Consider the following 18,630-nt stretch of genomic DNA (forward strand, 5'->3'; position numbering starts at 1 on the left):
TGGACGCCACGGATGAAACGGCTTTTCGTCATTCTGGCGGCGCTGACGCTGGTTCCGCCTGGCCCTGCCGCCTTGGCCGAGGAAAGCGCCGCTGCGACAGTGCCCGCCGCGGCAACAACGATCCCATCGGTGACGGTTGCCGATGCTGCCATGGCCGAGGTGCAGTCACGGGTGCTGCTGTCGGGCACGCTGGTGGCGCGGCAAGAGGTGCTGATCTTCCCGCAGGTCTCGGGCTATGAGATCACCGAATTGCTGACCGAGACCGGCGAGCAGGTCGAGAAGGGTCAGGTGCTGGCACGGATGTCGCGGGACATCCTGGCCGCGCAACTGGCGCAGGCCGATGCCGAATATCAGCGCGCGATGGCGGGTGTCGGTCAGGCGCAAAGCCAGATCGCAAATGCCGAGGCCGCCCGTATCCAGGCCGTCACCGCGCTGAACCGGGTCCAGCAGCTGCGCAGCAGCGGCAGCGCCGCGCAGGCGACGCTGGATGACGCCATCGCGGCCGAGGCCAGCGCGCAGGCGCAGGCGGCGTCTGCCGCTGACGGGTTGGCCGTGGCGCAGGCGGCGGTGGCACAGGCCGAAGCGGCGCGGGCGCTGGCGCGGTTGAATCTGGATCGCACAGATATCAGGGCACCGGCGGACGGGCTGATCGTGGAACGTCAGGCAGAACTGGGGGCCATCGCCGGATCCGGGGGCGAGCCCTTGTTCCGGCTGATCGCGGGGGGCGAGATCGAACTTTCGGCCGAGGTGATCGAAACCGCGCTGCATCAGTTGAAGCTGGGCGATCCGGCGCTGATCCAGGTGGCGGGTGTCGGCGCGGTGCAGGGCAAGGTCCGGCTGTTGCCCGCCAGCGTCGATCCGGTGACGCGGTTGGGCAAGATGCGCATCTCGCTGGATCCGCATCCGGCGCTGCGGACGGGGCTGTTTGCCAATGGCTCGGTCATCACGGCGCAGCGGCAGGCGGTCACGGTGCCGGCTGGCGCGGTGCTGGCGGACGATCAGGGGGAATGGGTTCAGCTGGTCAGCGATGACGGGGTGGTGCAGCGGCAGCAGGTGCAGGCTGGGCTGCTGTGGCAGTCGCTGCGCGAGATCCGCACCGGGGTTCAGCCGGGGCAGCGCGTGATTGCCCGCTCGGGCGCGTTTTTCCGCGATGGTGACCGGGTCAGCCCGGTCGCCGGTGCAGACAGCGGTGGCGGCACCGCGCCATGAACCTGTCGACCTGGTCCATTCGCCATCCGGTTCCGCCCGTTGCCATCTTCCTGGTGCTGCTGATCGTGGGGCTGGTCAGCTTTCAGCGCCTGCCGGTCACGGCCATGCCGAATATCGACCTGCCGCTGGTCAGCGTCACCGTCACCCAGCCCGGCGCTGCACCGTCCGAGATTACCACCCAGATCGTCCAGCCGATCGAGGATTCCATCGCCTCGGTGGTGGGCGTGCGCCACATCAACTCGACCGCGACGGACAGCGCCGCCAATATCGTGGTCGAGTTCGAACTGGAGGTCGATACAGACCGCGCGGTGAACGATGTCAAGGATGCGGTGTCGAATGTCCGCGGCGACCTGCCCGAAAGCATTCTGGAACCCATCGTCCAGCGGATTGATGTCGAAAGCTTTCCGATCCTGACCTATGCGGTCAGCGATCCGACGATGAGCATCGAGCAGCTGTCCAGCTTCGTCGATGACGTGATTGATCGCGACCTGTCGACCGTGGACGGTGTCGGCAAGACCGAAAGGATCGGTGGCGCCGATCGGGAAATCAAGGTCGAGCTTCAACCCGATCGACTGCTGGCCCATGGGCTGACGGCGGCCGATATCTCGGACCAGCTCAGGGCCAAGAATATCGACATGGGCGGCGGGCGTGGCGATCTGGCGGGAACCGAATATTCCATTCGCGCGCTTGGTGCCGCCGATACCGTCGAACAGCTTGCCGCCACCCCCATCGCCATTGCCCAGGGCGCGACGATCCGGCTGGATCAGCTGGGCGAGGTGCTGGACGGCGCCAGCGAGGAACGCAGCTTTGCGCTGCTGGATGGCCAGCCGGTCGTGGCTTTTGGGGTGTTCCGCGCCAGCGGCAAATCCGATCTGGAGGCGGGCGATGGCACCAAGGAAAAGCTGGCCGAGATCGCGGCGCGTTATCCCGATACGCGGATCAGCCTGATCGACGATTCCACCACCTATACCTCGTCCAGCTATCACAGCGCGATGGAGACGCTGTATGAGGGTGCGGCCCTGGCCGTGATCGTGGTGTTCCTGTTTCTCAGGAACTGGCGGGCCACGCTGATCGCCGCCGTGGCGCTGCCCCTGTCGATCATCCCGACGTTCTTCGTGATGGACTGGCTGGGCTTTACCCTGAACGGGATCAGCCTGTTGGGGATCACGCTGGTCACCGGCATTCTGGTGGATGACGCCATCGTCGAGATCGAGAATATCGTGCGCCATATCAACATGGGCATGCCCGCCTATGAGGCCAGCGAGGAAGCCGCGACCGAGATCGGGCTGACCGTCATCGCCATCAGCTTTTCCATCGTGGCCGTCTTTGCGCCGGTCAGTTTCATGGGCGGGATTCCGGGGCAGTATTTCAAGCAGTTCGGGCTGACGGTCGCGGTCTCGGTGCTGTTTTCGCTGTTGGTGGCGCGGATCATCACGCCGATGTTTGCGGCCTATTTCATGCGTGGCGTGGCCCATCCCGAACCGCAGCGGGACGGTATGCTGATGGCAGGGCTGATGCGGGTGCTGCGCTGGACCATGCGCCATCGCGGGCTGACACTGCTGGCGGGGCTGGGGATATTCGCGGGGTCGATCTATTCCTCGACCCTGTTGCCGACCGAGTTCATTCCGGCATCCGATGTCGGCCGCAGCCAGATCGAGGTCGAGCTGCCCCCCGGCGCCACCGTGTCTGAAACCGAGGATGCCGCCCGCACCCTGACCGCCATGGTTCGCAAGGTGCCCGAGGTTCAATCGGTTTTCGTCAATGGCGGCGGTGACAAGGTCACCAAGGCGCGGCTGATGATCAATTACGGCAAGAAAGAAACGCGCGAGCGGTCGCAATTCGATCTTGAGGCGGAATTGAAGCAGCGCCTGTCCGACGTGCCCGACATGCGGATCAATTTCCAGAACGAGGCCGGGGCGAATGATTTCACCATAAGCGTGCTGGGCCAGACCGAAGAGGGCGCGGCACTGGCCGCCGAACGGCTGGTCGACGGGATGCGACGACTGCCGACGCTGGAAGGCGTGACCTCGTCGGCCAGTCTGCAACGGCCGGAAATCCAGATCCATCCCAAGCCGGATCTGGCCGCGCAACTGGGCGTGACGGCCAGTGCGCTGGCCACGACGCTGCGGGTGGCGACGCTTGGCGATACGGAATCAAACCTGGCCAAGTTCAATACCGGGCAGGAACAGGTGCCCATCGTCGTGCGGCTGAACCAGGCGGCGCGGCAGGATCTGGCCAGCGTGCAGAATCTGCGCGTGCCCTCATCCGCCGGGCAGATCCCGCTGGTGGCGGTGGCCGATGTGACGCTGTCGACCGGCGCGACCGAGATCGGGCGCTATGACCGGCAATACCGCACCACGGTCAGCGCCAACCTGGCCGATGGCGCGCTGCTGGGGCCGGTAAATGCGCAGGTCGAGGCGCTGAAGGATCAGGTTGACATGCCCCCCGGCACCGAGATTCAGGCTGCTGGCGATGCCGAGATCATGGCCGAGGTGTTTTCGGCCTTTGGTCTGGCGATGGGATCGGGGATCCTGCTGGTCTATATCGTGCTGGTGCTGTTGTTTCATAACTTCGTCACGCCGGTCTCGATCCTGCTGTCGCTGCCTTTGGCCATCGGCGGGGCAATTCTGGCGCTGTATATCACCGGCAATTCGATCAGCATGGCGGTGGTGATCGGGTTCCTGATGCTGATGGGGATCGTGACCAAGAACGCGATCATGCTGGTCGAGTTCGCGCTGACCTCGATGGCCGATGGCACGCCCAAGCGCGAGGCGATTCTGGATGCCGTGCACAAGCGCGCGCGCCCCATCGTCATGACTACCATCGCCATGAGCGCGGGCATGGTGCCATCCGCGCTTGCGGTGGGCGAGGGGGGCGAGTTCCGCGCGCCAATGGCCATTGCCGTCATCGGCGGGCTGCTGCTGTCGACGGTACTGTCGCTGCTGTTCGTGCCCTCGCTGTTTTCAATGATCCATGGGGCGCAGCATCGGGTCTTTGGCTGGATGGCGCGGAAGATCGGGTTGAACCGGGCGCGCGAAGTGCCGGCCGAGTGATCTGCGTCCCGCGATGGCCGGGGGACTTCGCGTCCCCCGGACCCCCTGCGGGATATTTCAGGACCAAAGCAGAAAAAAATTCATGTCTTGAAACCGTGTTGGTCCGCTTTTCGGACATTTCGTGTGTTCCCCCGGCGCTTTGCCGTAATTGTTGTAGCCGCCCGTTCGCCACGCTGGCGTTATAGACCTTGTGCGACGGGCGGTATCGCTGGCGCTGCACGTCTCGCCTGGCGATGTGATGACTTCAGGTTCTGCACCTGTTTCGATCGTGTCTGGCCTTATCCGGATCACCATCGGCATTGGGGGGGTGGCAGGGTGGTCGGCGCAGCCTCGGATATTGTGCATCGTTGCCAATGCCTTTCATCGGTGCAAATATTCGGGGATATTAAAGGTTTTCCGAGCGGCTGATCGGAAGGCCGGCCAAGGCTGCACCTTGCCGAAGATCCCCCAGGACATCGCCGAAGCCGGCCAGTCCGACTGTTCCGAACATGTCGTCGACCACGAAACCCGGACGAGCTTCCTGAAGCTGCCGCGCCAATTCTCGGGCGGCCGAGACATTGCCAAGAAGCGCCTCGGCCGCGGCCAAATGGGCAAGGACTTCGGGCGATTGCGGTGCGGTCCGCAGGGTCGTCGCGGACAGCTGGTATTCCTTCGCCGAGAAAGCAGCGAGCCCGAGGCTGATCCTGTATTTTGCCGGGCGGATCGGCGTCAGTTCATGCGCTCGCTGCGCCCAAAGCAGGGGTTCTTCCCCGCGCACGCCGGCATAATGGCTGGTCCACGCGGCGACCATCAGGACATCGGCATTGCCCGGTGCCAGCACCACAGATCGGTGCAGCATTCTCGCGGCATTTTCAAGGTCGCCCTGCGCGCCCCGCTCTCGCGCCACACGCCAGAGGACCTCCGGATCATCCGGATCAAGGGCATAGGCGCGCTCGGCGGCAGCCCGAGCCTCGCGCCAGAGCCTTTCACGTTCGTCCTGACTGTCCGGTTCCAGCGCGAGGAAGCTGAGATTGAGCGACAGAAACGACCATGCCTTTGCATAGTCCGGATCAAGCTCGATGGCACGCCTGAAATGGGTCACCGCAAGATTGAACCCCTCGCGGTTCCAGTGATGTTTCGCCGCAAGCCCCAGCAGGAAGTGGTCATAGGCGTCGAGCGAGGCTGGAGGCCTTGCCTGCGAGCTGGCGAGTTCGGCTTGGGCGATCACGCCGGTCAGCGCACCGCCGAGGGGCCCTGCGATGCGGTCGAGAACATCCGCTTCGAGATCCAGAAAGCCCGCTTCGTCGCGATTCCAGCGATCTGACCATATCAGCTTTCCCGTCTCGCGATCCATCATGCGCGCCGACACACGGAGCAGGCCGTTCTCGACGGCCAGTGTCCCATCCACGAGGAACCGCGCATTGAGCTTCTCGGCGGCAGATTGCAGCGGCGAACCTGCCAGCGCCTCGGCGGCTTCAGGCGCAATGACATCAAGCCAGTCGTTGCGCGCCAGCTCGGTGGCGATTTCAGCGGACAGACCCAGACCGCGGCGTTGCCATAGGTCGTCGCCTGCGACGGCCTCGAATGGCAGGACCGCGATCACCGGATGCCGGGCGTCACCGGACGACACCGGCCTTTGCGTCCAGAGCGTGACACCTGTGAGCATGGCCGCGAGCGCGAACCCGGCCATAACAGGCCATCGCCCGACCTTCCTGTTCGCAGCACCAGCCGCATCCATGAGATAGCCTTGGCGTGGCACCGATCTGATGATCTGGGAACCATGTGCGCCAAGCGCCCGCCTTGCTTCGGAGACCGCCTGATAGAGCGAATCCTCGCTGACCGTCACATCGGGCCAGACAGCGTCCATCAGCGCATCCTTGGAAACCACCCGACCGCCTGCGGCCGCAAGCACCTGCATCAGCGCGCGTGCCTGGCGCTTCAACGGGACGGGCTGTCCGTCGACCGTGAAAAGATCACCACTCTGGGGATCAAACTTATGATCACCAAGCTGCATGACAAACTCCCGATCCGTCCATGTTAACGCCCCAGCGTCGATTCAGAAAGAATTCAGATGCTGGTCAGGACATTCAGGAGGGATTCGGGCCTGATTTTCCGCATCGCAGAACGGAAAGAGGAGTTGAAGATGAGACCTAGTGACTTTACCCCGCCCGACATCCGCGCCTGCCTTGCCGCCGTCGCGTTGTTTCTGCCTTCTGCCTTGCCCGCTCGCGGTGAAGAAATCGCCGTAGGGGATGCAACCCTGACCTATCAGGAGGCCGGCAGCGGTGCTGTGGTGTTGTTCCTGCATGGGGCGGCGTCCGACCATCGCGTCTGGGGCGGCATCCGCGACCGCGTCGCCGAACACTATCGCTTCGTTGCCTATGATCAGCGCTATTTCGGCCCCGCCGATTGGCCCGATGACGCCGGAAACTTCAATGTGGCAACCCATGCCGACGATCTTGCGGCTGTGATCGATGCGCTGGATGCCGGCCCCGTGCATCTGGTGACCTGGTCCTACGGCGGATTGGTCGGGCTTCAGGCGGCCATGCGCTATCCCGAGAAGTTTCGCTCGATCACACATTTCGAACCCACGGTTGGATCCCTGCATGCCGGGCTTTCTGGTGAACGTGCCGCGATCGCCCAGAAATTCGCCTCGTTCGGCCCAATGGCCGAGGCACTGAAGGCAGGCGAGGAAGAGGACGCCGTTCGACGGCTGATCGAAGCGGTCTTTCGGCTTGAGCCCGGCGAAGCCGAAACCCATTCCGATCTCGCACAGCAGATGTGGGATGACAATGCCCGTACCCTTCCTCCCTTTCTCGAAGCTGTCGCTTCAGCCGAGCCAATCGACTGTGACGGGCTGGCAAAAATCGAGGTTCCGACATTGGTGATGCAGGGCAGCGATGCCTACGTGCTGGACGCGATGATGGCCGACGAGGTAGTGCGCTGCCAGCCGAATGCAACTGGCTCGGTCCTTGAGGGCACGAACCACGGCGGACCCGTTCAGGATCGCGAAGGCTTCGTTGACGCCGTCCTGGCTTTCACCGCGTCGGTGGACGAGGAATAGAAAGCGATTGGCTCGGGATGCTTGAAAGGTGGCAATCCGGTTGGGTGTGCCCCAGTCCATGGCCTCCTGCACAGCTGTTTTAGGTGGCGAGGTTGTTCGGGTCCATCCTGCTTCGCACCAGACCCAGCTTCATACACTTGCCGCGCATGCCTTGCTGGCGACCAGAGTTTCGTCAACAGCAGAAGGCCGACGCGCTGCCAGTAGTCCAGCATGAGAAAGGACCATCCGATGACACAGCTGAAACGATTCATGATCGAGCGTGACATTCCGGCGATCGGCCAGATGTCGGCTGCCGAGCTTTGCGGGGCCGCCCGCGCGTCAAATCAGGCGCTGGAGCAGATTGGCACCGGCATCCAGTGGGTCCACAGCTATGTGGCCCGCGACAAGACCTTCTGCATCTATCTGGCCGACAGCGAGGCAACGATCCGAAAGCACGCGCAACTGTCGGGCATCCCGGTCGCCGCAGTTACGGAGGTCCCGCAGGTGATCGACCCGCTCACGGCCAAGGGTTGATCCTTTCTGGTAATGACCGAGGGAGTGATCGGCTTGGTGGGGGACGAACGGAAGATCGCGGTCGCGACAGACAAGAGATCCTCAATCCGGCTTGCCGTCAGTTGCGGCAGGCGATTGAGGAATGATCGAAACCGGTGCTGATCGTTGTTGTGGTGGTTGACTTGGGCATCTGCTCTGCATGAGGTTCGCAGAGCTTAATATTGGCGTTTGCCCGTAAGGCGAAATCGACCAACACGATTTCAAGACATGACCAAAAAAAGGGGCCGCGAGGCCCCTTTTCTGGTTTTGGGTTCGGTTGGCCTCAGGCCAGCATGCCCATCGGGTTTTCCAGATGCTTGACGATGGATTCCAGCAGTTGCGCGCCAAGGGCACCGTCGATGACGCGGTGATCGACCGACAGGGTCATCGACATGACATTGCGGATCACCACCTCGCCATTCTCGACAACCGGGGTCTGGATGCCCGCGCCCACGGCCAGGATGGCGCCATGTGGCGGGTTGATCACGGCGTCGAAATTCTCGATGCCGAACATCCCCAGGTTCGAGATCGCGAAGCTGCCGCCCTGATATTCATGGGGGGCAAGCTTCTTGTTCTTGGCGCGGTTGGCCAGGTCCTTCATCTCGGCCGACAGGGCAGACAGCGTTTTCTGCTGTGCGTCCTTCAGGACCGGGGTGAACAGCCCGCCTTCGACCGCGACGGCAACCGCCACGTCCGAGGGCTTCAGCTTCAGGATGCGGTCGCCCGCCCAGACTGCATTGGCGTCGGGGTTTTCCTGAAGCGCCAGCGCGCAGGCCTTGATGATGAAGTCATTGACCGACAGCTTGACCTTGCGGTCCTCAAGCTGCTTGTTCAGCGTGGCGCGGAACTTCATCAGCTCGTCCAGCTTGGCCGAGCGCCGCAGATAGAAATGCGGGATGGTCGATTTGGCCTCGCCGAGACGTGCGGCAATGGTGCGGCGCATGCCGTCCAGCTTGACCTCTTCGGTCGGGCGGTCGGCATACATCTTCAGGATGGTTTCCGCCGAAGGACCGGCGGGCGCGGCAGCAGCCGGGGCCGCAGCAGCAGCCGCAGGCGCGGCGGCGGCAGGTGCCGCAGCGCCGGGCTTGGCGCCATCGACATCGGCCTTGACGATGCGGCCGTGCGGACCAGAGCCCTTGACCGAGGCCAGGTCGACACCCTTTTCCGCCGCGATGCGACGGGCCAGGGGCGAGGCAAAGACCCGGCCGCCATCTGCCGCCCTTGGGGCAGCCGGAGCGGGGGCAGATGCCGCAGCAGCCGCAGGGGCAGCGGCGGCAGCAGGGGCCGCAGCAGCAGCAGGCGCGGCGGCGGCAGGGGCGCTGCCGATATCGGCGGCGCTTTCGCCTTCTTCCAGCAGCACGGCGATGGGGGTGTTGACCTTTACGCCCGCGCTGCCTTCGGCCACCAGGATCTTGCCCACGGTGCCTTCGTCAACGGCCTCGAATTCCATCGTGGCCTTGTCGGTCTCGATCTCGGCCAGAATGTCGCCGGATTTGACGGTATCGCCCTCTTTCACCAGCCATTTGGCCAGGGTGCCTTCCTCCATCGTCGGAGAAAGCGCGGGCATCAGGATTTCTGTCGGCATCTCGCGTTCTCCTTACTTGTAGGTGACTTTCTTGACCGCATCCATGACTTCGGCTGCGGTCGTCAGGGCCAGTTTCTCAAGGTTGGCGGCATAGGGCATGGGCACATCCTTGCCGGTGCAGTTGATGACCGGGGCGTCCAGATAGTCGAACGCCTCTTGCATCAGGACCGAGCTGATATAGCTGCCGATGCTGGCGACGGGCCAGCCTTCCTCGACCGTCACGCAGCGGTTGGTCTTTTTCACCGATTCGATGACGGTCGCGGTGTCCATCGGGCGCAGGGTGCGCAGGTCGATCACCTCGGCGTCGATGCCCTCGGCGGCCAGTTTCTCGGCGGCTTCAAGGGCGTGGGTCATGCCGATGCCGAAGCTGACGATGGTCACGTCCTTGCCGGCGCGCGCGATGCGGGCCTTGCCGAAGGGGATGGTAAAGTCCTCAAGGTCCGGCACCTCGAAGCTGCGGCCATAGAGGATTTCGTTCTCCAGGAAGATCACCGGGTTCGGGTCGCGGATGGCGGTCTTCATCAGGCCCTTCACGTCAGCGGCGCAGTAAGGCATCACCACTTTCAGACCGGGCACCTGCGCATACCAGGCGGCATAATCCTGACTGTGCTGGGCGCCCACGCGGGCGGCGGCGCCGTTGGGGCCGCGGAACACGATCGGGCAACCCATCTGCCCGCCTGACATATACAGCGTCTTGGCGGCCGAGTTGATGATGTGGTCCATGCCCTGCATGGCGAAGTTGAAGGTCATGAATTCGACGATCGGGCGCAGACCGCCAAGCGCGGCGCCAGTGCCGATCCCGGCAAAGCCGATTTCGGAAATCGGCGTGTCGACGACGCGCTTGGTGCCATACTTGTCCAACAGGCCCTGACTGATCTTGTAAGCGCCCTGATATTCGCCCACTTCCTCGCCCATCAGGAAGACGGTTTCGTCGCGGGCCATTTCCTCGTCCATGGCCTCGCGCAGCGCTTCGCGCACGGTCATGGTCTTCATCTTGGTGCCTTCGGGCCAGTCGGGCGAGACATCGCGCGGCATGGCGGGCGAGGGCGCGGCCTGGGCGGCCACGGTCGCCGGCGTGCTTTCGGATTCAGTGCTGACGGGGGCGGCGGCAGCGGCGGCAGGGGCCGCGACGCTGTCGGCGCTTTCGCCTTCCTCGACCATGACGGCGATGGGGGTGTTGACCTTTACGCCCTCGGTGCCCTCGGCGATCAGGATCTTGCCAAGGATGCCTTCATCCACGGCCTCGAATTCCATCGTCGCCTTGTCGGTCTCGATCTCGGCGATAATGTCGCCGGATTTCACCGTATCGCCTTCCTTTTTCAGCCATTTGGCCAGGGTGCCTTCCTCCATCGTCGGAGACAGGGCGGGCATCAGAATTTCGGTTGCCATAATCGTGTCTCCTCAGGCGTCGGCGTAAATGTCGGTCCACAGCTCGGACAGCGCCGGTTCCGGGCTTTCCGCAGCAAACTTGGCCGAGTCGTTGACGATGTCCTTGATTTCCTTGTCGATCGCTTTCAGATCGTCCTCGGAGGCATGCTTGCCATCCAGCAGCATGGTGCGCACGTTCTCGATCGGGTCGCGTTCGTCGCGCATCTTCTGCACTTCCTCGCGCGTCCGGTATTTCGCCGGGTCCGACATCGAGTGGCCGCGATAGCGATAGGTCATGACCTCAAGGATGTACGGCCCCTTGCCCGCGCGGCAATGCGCCACGGCCTTTTCGCCGGCGGCCTTGACGGCCAGCACATCCATGCCGTCCACCTGTTCGCCGGGGATGCCGAAAGCCTCGCCACGACCGAAGAAGGTGGTCGATTTGGTCGAGCGTTTGACCGACATGCCCATCGCATACTGGTTGTTCTCGATCACGAAAACGACCGGCAAGTCCCACAGCTCGGCCATGTTATAGGTCTCGTAGACCTGGCCCTGGTTCGCCGCGCCATCGCCGAAATAGGTAAAGGTCACGCGGCCATTGCCCAGATATTTGTCGGCAAATGCCAGGCCCGCGCCAAGCGGCACCTGCGCCGCCACGATGCCGTGGCCGCCGTAGAAATGCTTTTCGCGGCTGAACATATGCATCGAGCCGCCCTTGCCGCGCGAATATCCGCCCTCGCGGCCGGTCAGCTCGGCCATGACGCCGCGGGCTTCCATGCCGCAGGCCAGCATGTGACCGTGATCGCGATAGCTGGTGATGCGCTTGTCACCTTCCTCGGCGGCGGCTTCCAGGCCCACAACCACGGCTTCCTGGCCGATATAGAGGTGACAGAAGCCGCCGATCTGGCCCATGCCGTAAAGCTGGCCAGCCTTCTCTTCGAAGCGGCGGATCAGCAGCATGTCGCGATAGTATTTCAGCAACTCGTCCTTGGAGGTGTTCGACCTGGCTTGGGAAGCGGTTGCGCCAGCCGATCCTGACGTTGCTGATTTGGGCTTGGCTGCTGTGGTTTTCCTGACCATGCGATCGTCCCCCTTTGGCGGTGCTAGGAATAGTTCAGCGTTAAACTATCCGTAAACGATCGAAAAGGGGGGTGCAATGCGCCAAAAACATCCCGGCAGCGCGACGGAACAAAATCGCGCACAGGTGGAAAAAATTGCAGGGGAACTCGCCCAAAGGGGCGGGCGGTTCAGCGCAGAATAACCTCGTCCGCGCGGATCGTGCCCAGAACGGCGCGGGCCCGTTCGTCCAGCAGATCAAGGTCGAGATAGTCATCCGACAGTCGGTGCGTCAGATTCTGCATCCGCGCGGCTTCCTGCATCAGCGCCTCGCGCTCGGCCTCCAGTTCCAGGGTCTCGGCCTCCAGTTGCACGCGGCGCAGAATGCCCGAGGGGCCCTGCACGGCGGCAAAGGCGAAATACAGGCCAAGCCCGGCGGCAACCACGAAAAGAATGGCTGAACTGATCGGCAAACGCTGTGACATGGTGATTGCTGCTCTTGTTTTGCGGGCATCATGCCACAAGCGGACCGGCAGGGGAATCCCTGTCGTTGATGTCGCGATCCGCCGGCTGCGGGGCCAGTGTCCGGCGCAGGGCCGACCAGACATTCCGGTCGGTCCAATAGCCGGTATGGCCGTTCGGCGCGACGCGCAGGTTTTCGACCAGGCCATTGCCGGCGCTGACATAAGTGCCCACGAAATCGTCGCAGCGATAGACATTGATCCAGCGCGCCAGTCGTCCGGCCAGCGGGTCCAGACCGAAGCCGCGGGCGAAATACTGGCCATAGATATGGGTCAGGGGCGATCCCATGGTCAGCAGAAACCGCGGCCGTTCGGGCATCTGGTTCGATGCCAGCGATTGTGCCGCCACGACGGTGCCCTGCGAATGCGCGACCACGATCAGGCGGTCATAATCCATCTGCCGCGCCAGATGATCATGCACCAGCCGGAACCGGCCAAGAATGCGTTCGCGCTGTGCATAACGGCTGGCGCTGCCCGGCCCCGGCTTGGCAGCCAGCGTGCGGGTCGAATAGACCGAGATGTCACGCGCCACGCCAAGCGCGGCAGCGATAAAATCGGCCGCGCGATAGATGGCAATGCCCAGCACCGCCGTGACCGTCACGGCAAAGACGTTCCAGTGACTGATCCAGTCGTGAAAGGCGCTCAGCTTGCCGATCAGCGTGTCGGTATTCCATTCGTAATAGGTGATGCCGAACAGGTCCATTGCGGTCTTGGCCGCCTGAAACGCGCCGCCAAAGGCCACCCACAGGATCAGCAAAAACAGCAGCAGGTTCATGACCGGGTTCAGAATCAGCCGCCCGCACCACACATCCAGCCCGGACAGCTCGGTATTCGGATCCTGGGCCAGCTGGTCGCGCCGCAACTGCCGGATCAGCACCGGCACCGCGCCCACGATCACAAGCGCCGCCACGGCGATCAGGATATAGGCCATGGTGCTTGTCGGCAGTTGGGAATAGTCGCGATAGATCTGGCTCAACAGGCTTTGCCCGCCCTCGGGGCCGTCCATTTTCTGCACGATGCCGGAAAACAGGGACCAAAGCGCGGCCGAGATCAGCATCCAGAACAGCAGCATCGCATTGCAGACCGACAGAAAGATCCGGTCGCGGCGGCCGAAGAACTCGGTGATCCGGCGCAGGCCGCCGCGCAGCCCGGTCAGGGATCGCCAGGCAAGCGCCAGGACCAGGGCCGCGCCGGCGATCATGATCGCAAAGCCGATCCAGATGCCACCCGGCGCAAGCTGCGCCGCAAGGATGACCAGCGCCGGCAGGCCGAACAGCAGCAATGTCCGGCGCAGGCCCAGATCGGTCAGCGTCGACAGGGTGAACAGCGACAGCAACAGCGCCACCGCACCCAGCCAGACCAGCCCCATGGCCAACCCTGCCGCCCAGGCAAAGGCGGCAAGATCCTGATGGTCGCGCGACCAGCAGGCGGTCATCTCGACGGAAGGGCAGGATGCCAGGCGCATGGCGTTCAGCCAGCCCGCATCCGGCACCATCCATGCCGCCAGCGCCGCGATGATCAGCAACCCGGCCAACCCGGCCAGCCCCGCCATGAAGGCGCGCAACATATAGGAACTGGATGGCCGGCGGATCCGTGCCCGCCAGAACAGACCGGCCAGCAGGGCAGTCGCGGCGACGCAGGCTATCAGCAGGCTGCCGGGCAGTTGGCCGGCGCCGCTGCCGATGCGGATCACGAAATTATCCACCAATAAGGCCAGCGAGGCCAAAAGCAGCAGCGCATTCATCGGCGCAATCAGCGCATAGAATATCCAGACAAAACCATAAACGCCGCGTCGTGACCAGATATCGACCGCGCTGGCACTGTCATCGGCATTGTCCATCGCCAGATAACCCAGCCCAAGCACCGTGCGCAGCAGGTCAAAGGCGGTGCCAAACGCGCCGCGCGGTGCAGGCGACAGGTCCGACCAATAAACCTCGGCGGCCATAATCTCTTGATCTTTCGACAGCTTGTTCCGGTCCGAAGCGGCCAGAACCGTGCGCCTGATCGTGCAGGGAAACAGGTTCAGCTGCTCGCTATCCTCGACCTGCTCGGCGATCATCTCGGTCCGGCCTTCTATCGGGCCGGGCAGGCCGAGTTCCTGCACCGCGCCGCCGGTCAGCGCGTCAATGGTTTCGCCCGGTGCCTGCTCGCCAATCCCGTGGACGATCAATATAAGGGTCTTTTCCAAAACCACGATCCATACTGACATAATATTCCATCAGTTTATATAAATCCGGACTTGAAATAAATATGGTATGTTATTGACCTGCATTTGCCGTGGTGTTCAACAGATCATCCAGAACCAGCGCCATCACGCGCGCGCTGTCCAGCATGTCCTGCACGCCCACCCATTCATCGGGCTGATGCGCCAGATCCAGCACGCCCGGCCCATAGGCGATACAGTTCTTCAGCTTGCCGATGCGGTCGATATGCTTCTGGTCATAGGTGCCTGGCGACACGACATAGCCTGCCTCGCGGCCCAGCACACGTTCAATCGCGGCGGCCGTTGAACGAACCACCGGCGCATCCTTGTCGGTCATCGAGGGGATCACCTGAAACAGGTCGCGGATTTCATATTTGAACGAGGGCCGTCGCGCCTTTACCCGCTCCATCAGGGCGGTGACCTCGGATTTGACCTCGGCCAGATCCTCTTCGATCAGGAAACGGCGGTCGATCACGATGCGGCAGCGGTCGGGAACGCAGGGGGTGGGCAGGCCGGTGAAATCCTCGGGCTGTTCCACCGCGCCGCCATGGATCGAGTTGATGTTCAGCGTGGATGACCGTGCGCCTTCGGGGATCACCGGCATTTCCGTGTGCTTGCCCGCCAGCAGGGGCCACAGCGTCGCCTCCATCTCGTCCATCACGGCACCCATATGGCGCACGGCGCAATCGCCAAGAAAGGGCATCGAGCCATGGGCGATGCGGCCCTGCGTTTCAATTTCGGCCCACCAGACGCCGCGATGGCCCAGGCAGATGCGATCCTTGTGCAGCGGTTCGGGGATGATGACATGGCCCACATGCGCAAAGGCGCCCTGCTGGGCCAGATAGGCCACGCCGCCATAGCCGCCCGATTCCTCGTCCGCCGTGGCACTGATCTCGATCTGGCCGGCATGGTCGGGGTTCAGCGCGACGAAGGCCTCGGCCGCGATGATTGACGCCGCCAGGCCGCCTTTCATGTCGCAGGCGCCCCGGCCATAGATGCGGTCGCCCTGCAATTCGCCGCCGAACGGGTCGCGGGTCCAGCCGTGCCCGACCTCGACCACGTCATGATGGCTGTTGAAATGCACGCATTCCCCGGGCCGGGCGCCCTTGTGGCGGGCGACGATGTTCCAGCGCGGAAAATCCTCGCTGTCGCCGGGTGCGCCATGGGCGCGGATCAGCTCGCAAGCCCAGCCCTGCGGGGCCATGCGGGCCTCGATATAGTCGCAAATCTCGCGATAACGCCGCCCCGGCGGGTTCAGCGTGGCGATGCGGATCAGATCCTGCGTCAGCGCGATCAGCGCGGCGCTGCGGCTTTCGATGGCAGATTTCAAGGCGTCCATGACGGGCAGGTTAGGCAGGGCACAGGGCGCTGACAACGGCGAAATTCGGCGCTATCGCGGCGGCTTGCCCTTGCGCGCGCGGGCATAAGACCTAACATCCTGCACAAGAACCAGTTCAGGGAGTGATGGCGATGGCATCGTTGGAACAGCAGATCAAGGACAGCCAGCAGCAGGTTGCGGCGACGCAGGACAAGATCGCACAGATGACGGCGGCGCTGGACCGTGCGACGGCGCGGGCCGATGTGGCGGATCTGCCCATCGACGTGGCCAATGCGACCTTGCAGGATGTGCATACCCATACCGAGGCGATGAACGCCAATATCGCCGAGCTGATCATGGGGCTGGACGATGTCACCGCCGGCTTCTCGAAGGATTTCGAGGATCTGCGCAGCAAGACCGGATGGGAGAAATTCGTCGGCATCTTTGCCAGTGGCAAATCCGAGGCGATGCGTCAGGAACGTCTGCGCGGCGCCAGTATCGACGACAAGTTGCAGGATCTGATCGCCAAATCCGACACCATTACCCGGTTGTTGCAGGATCAGCTTGACCTGCTGAACGACCAGAAGGGCAAGGTCGAGACCAACCTGACCGGCACGCTGGAAGAACGCGAGGCGACGGTTGCGACGCTGGAAGCCCTGCGCGACCGGATCAAGGCGATGGACCCGCAGCTGATCGAGCTGGAAAACAAGATCTCGACCACCACCGACGCCACCGAACGCACGCGGCTGGAAACCGATCTGGCCAATGCGAACAAGGACCACAACGCGCTGGTCCAGGACGAACAGGTCGCGCTGGCCAAGTCGCAGACGCTGGAACGCTATATCGAGGCTGGCAAGACCTGGGTAGACAGCCTTCAGAATCAGGCCGCGACCCAGATGGTGCTGATCAACAAATTGCAGACGGATACACGCCAGCGGGTCGTGCTGTATGACGCGCTGACCAAGTCGCTGAAAACCGCCCAGCAGCAGGACATCGCCCACCGCATCAACGAAATCGGCGTGCGGACGGATCAAGAGGCGCAGGCCGCCATGGCCGCCATCGGCACCGCCACCAACGACCGCATGGCCGACATGCTGGAAGCCCATGGCGATCACATGGTATTCGCCCGCAAGGTGCTGGAGGAAAAGGCCAAGGCCGACGAACGTTTCGCCCGCCGCTTTGCCGAGATCGTCAAGAAGCATGACAGCAACTTGTATGGCGGGTGAGGACGCCTATCGCGGACGGATCGGGCTGGTCTTTCTGGCTTGTGCGATCCTGACCGCGATCGGCGTTGTTGGCTTTGAATTGCAGCGTGGCACGGGTTTGATCGAGGCGATACTCGCGGGGATCAGCGGTGCCGTTGTGGGGGCTGCGTTGCCGATTGTCGCATTGTTCGCGCTGGCCGCCATCGCATTCGGAGTGGCGGCGATCGGACTTTTAATCTGGGTTGCATTGGTTGGCGTCACTTCGATCCTGGCGGAAAGATGGAAGCGGTCGGTTCGGCACGCCTTCTGGCGGTCGGTAGAGCTTGCTGCAATGCCGGTGATTTGGATTGTCGGCACAAGCCTCGCATGGCTTTGGGGCGACGACGGAAAGGCGGAACAGCGCGATGGCTGAAACCGGCACCCTTGATGCTGACCACCGGCAGCTTGACGACGACCGGATCGCGCGGGCTTTCATCGACCAGACCCGGCTGATCGCCGCAACGCTGCGGGCAACGTTGGTCGAAACCGTCCGCGACGGCCTGTTTGCGCAGACCGAGACAGAGGTGATTGGCGGCTATATCGACGCGCTGAAAACCAGCATGGACGCGCTGGCGATGAAATACCTGATCGCGGGCCGGATCGAGGGGCCGCTGCGGCGTCACATGACCATCGACATCCATGAAAGCGGATTTCCGGTCTGGCAGGAAATCGCCCAGACCGCCGCCGATGCCGCACAGGCGCAGGCCGAACTGGCCCGCACTCCCGATGCGAGCGCGATCAAGGATGACATGATCCGCCAGATCGTCGGCCAACTGAGCATCCCGACGCGGCTGCAATACGCCCTGTCGCAACGCTATTACTACGAGGCGCTTGCAAGGGGCGGGCTGTTCTGGCCGCAGATGCATCCGCAGGGCTATTGGGTTTCGGGCCATGACAGCCGCCGCCGGCGCTGGCTGGTGCATTGGGCGGTCTATGACAGCCAGTTGAACGTGCCGATCCTGTATCTGATGGATGTCGACGATACCGGCCGCCGACCGCTGACCGACGATCCGAAACGCTGGCCCGAGGTGCGGGCGCATCTTCTGGCGCAATCGGTGGCCGGGCTGCAACTGGTGACGATCGCGCAGGGGTTTGACCGCGATTTCGACTCGCTGCACCCCTATCGGCTGCGGCGGCTGACGCTTGGTCCGGCCTATTCCGCCGGTTTCACCACGCAGGAAGGCCCGATCCGCGAGGTGCTGGAAAACGCCAATGCCCCGGCGGGCGAGGATTGGGCCATGGCCATGACCATCGAGGATCTTCAGGCCGAACGCGCGATCATGGAAACCAGCGGCCTGTTCGGCGTGACTGAACGGCAGGTTTTCCGGCTGGACCCGCTGAACCAGCACGGGGCGGGGCAGGGGGCGACCTCGGCCACACGGCTGCTGGTCTTGCCTCAGCGGCCCTATCAGGCGCTGGTGACGCTGGACCCGCCCGGTTTCCGAAATATCCGCAAATATGTGCCCGGTCCCGATGGCCGGGTGACGGGTTATCGTTAG

At 63.3% G+C, this 18,630-nt stretch carries 14 protein-coding genes; 7 read left to right on the plus strand and 7 right to left on the minus strand.

The window, feature by feature from the left end; translation table 11 throughout:
- The first annotated feature begins 12 nt into the window (after nucleotides 1-12).
- Nucleotides 13-1,209, plus strand: a complete 1,197-nt coding sequence (locus FNJ84_RS08725; protein WP_143792722.1) for an efflux RND transporter periplasmic adaptor subunit — start codon at nucleotides 13-15, stop codon at nucleotides 1,207-1,209.
- Nucleotides 1,206-4,262, plus strand: a complete 3,057-nt coding sequence (locus FNJ84_RS08730) for an efflux RND transporter permease subunit (protein ID WP_143792723.1) — start codon at nucleotides 1,206-1,208, stop codon at nucleotides 4,260-4,262. Before FNJ84_RS08725 ends, FNJ84_RS08730 begins: the two co-directional genes overlap by 4 nt.
- A gap of 385 nt (nucleotides 4,263-4,647) precedes the next feature.
- Here the strand turns inward: FNJ84_RS08730 and FNJ84_RS08735 are convergent, their stop codons facing one another.
- Entirely contained in the window at nucleotides 4,648-6,255 is a 1,608-nt protein-coding gene (locus FNJ84_RS08735; RefSeq protein WP_143792724.1) for a winged helix-turn-helix domain-containing protein, read from the minus strand.
- A gap of 129 nt (nucleotides 6,256-6,384) precedes the next feature.
- On the opposite strand from FNJ84_RS08735, the gene FNJ84_RS08740 reads away from it, so the two are divergent.
- Nucleotides 6,385-7,305: an alpha/beta fold hydrolase gene (locus FNJ84_RS08740; protein WP_185968464.1), complete on the plus strand. Its 921-nt coding sequence runs from the start codon at nucleotides 6,385-6,387 to the stop codon at nucleotides 7,303-7,305.
- Between the two features lie 228 nt (nucleotides 7,306-7,533).
- A complete protein-coding gene (locus FNJ84_RS08745; protein ID WP_143792726.1) occupies nucleotides 7,534-7,818 on the plus strand; it encodes a DUF4242 domain-containing protein in 285 nt (94 codons plus the stop codon).
- A 301-nt stretch (nucleotides 7,819-8,119) separates the two neighbouring features.
- Here FNJ84_RS08745 and FNJ84_RS08750 read toward each other — a convergent pair whose 3' ends face one another.
- The 6 genes from FNJ84_RS08750 to FNJ84_RS08775 form a co-directional block, all read right to left on the minus strand.
- Nucleotides 8,120-9,421, minus strand: coding sequence for a pyruvate dehydrogenase complex dihydrolipoamide acetyltransferase (locus FNJ84_RS08750; RefSeq protein ID WP_143792727.1), 1,302 nt, complete (start codon nucleotides 9,419-9,421; stop codon nucleotides 8,120-8,122).
- A 12-nt stretch (nucleotides 9,422-9,433) separates the two neighbouring features.
- Nucleotides 9,434-10,810: a pyruvate dehydrogenase complex E1 component subunit beta gene (locus FNJ84_RS08755; RefSeq protein WP_143792728.1), complete on the minus strand. Its 1,377-nt coding sequence runs from the start codon at nucleotides 10,808-10,810 to the stop codon at nucleotides 9,434-9,436.
- Between the two features lie 12 nt (nucleotides 10,811-10,822).
- The gene (gene pdhA / locus FNJ84_RS08760; RefSeq protein WP_370454588.1) at nucleotides 10,823-11,869 is read right to left on the minus strand and encodes a pyruvate dehydrogenase (acetyl-transferring) E1 component subunit alpha; all 1,047 of its coding nucleotides are present in this window, start codon (nucleotides 11,867-11,869) and stop codon (nucleotides 10,823-10,825) included.
- A gap of 167 nt (nucleotides 11,870-12,036) precedes the next feature.
- Nucleotides 12,037-12,330, minus strand: a complete 294-nt coding sequence (locus FNJ84_RS08765; RefSeq protein WP_143792730.1) for a septum formation initiator family protein — start codon at nucleotides 12,328-12,330, stop codon at nucleotides 12,037-12,039.
- A 28-nt stretch (nucleotides 12,331-12,358) separates the two neighbouring features.
- Nucleotides 12,359-14,575, minus strand: a complete 2,217-nt coding sequence (locus tag FNJ84_RS08770; RefSeq protein WP_143792731.1) for a hypothetical protein — start codon at nucleotides 14,573-14,575, stop codon at nucleotides 12,359-12,361.
- A 49-nt stretch (nucleotides 14,576-14,624) separates the two neighbouring features.
- Nucleotides 14,625-15,908 carry an acetylornithine deacetylase/succinyl-diaminopimelate desuccinylase family protein gene (locus FNJ84_RS08775; protein WP_143792732.1) on the minus strand — a complete coding sequence of 428 codons (1,284 nt, stop codon included), beginning with the start codon at nucleotides 15,906-15,908 and terminating at the stop codon, nucleotides 14,625-14,627.
- 131 nt (nucleotides 15,909-16,039) lie between these two features.
- Between FNJ84_RS08775 and FNJ84_RS08780 the strand changes: the two genes are divergently transcribed.
- Genes FNJ84_RS08780 through FNJ84_RS08790 form a run of 3 tightly spaced genes read left to right on the plus strand, consistent with a single transcriptional unit; the run spans nucleotide 16,040 to nucleotide 18,630 of the window.
- On the plus strand, nucleotides 16,040-17,113 hold the full coding sequence (locus tag FNJ84_RS08780; RefSeq protein ID WP_370454589.1) for a hypothetical protein: 1,074 nt from the start codon (nucleotides 16,040-16,042) through the stop codon (nucleotides 17,111-17,113).
- Nucleotides 17,103-17,504, plus strand: coding sequence for a hypothetical protein (locus tag FNJ84_RS08785; RefSeq protein WP_143792734.1), 402 nt, complete (start codon nucleotides 17,103-17,105; stop codon nucleotides 17,502-17,504). The genes FNJ84_RS08780 and FNJ84_RS08785 overlap by 11 nt, the downstream gene beginning before the upstream one ends.
- Complete coding sequence (locus FNJ84_RS08790; RefSeq protein ID WP_143792735.1) at nucleotides 17,497-18,630, plus strand: hypothetical protein; 1,134 nt, start codon at nucleotides 17,497-17,499, stop codon at nucleotides 18,628-18,630. The genes FNJ84_RS08785 and FNJ84_RS08790 overlap by 8 nt, the downstream gene beginning before the upstream one ends.

It is taken from the genome of Paracoccus sp. M683 (assembly GCF_007096355.1).
GTDB lineage: Bacteria > Pseudomonadota > Alphaproteobacteria > Rhodobacterales > Rhodobacteraceae > Paracoccus.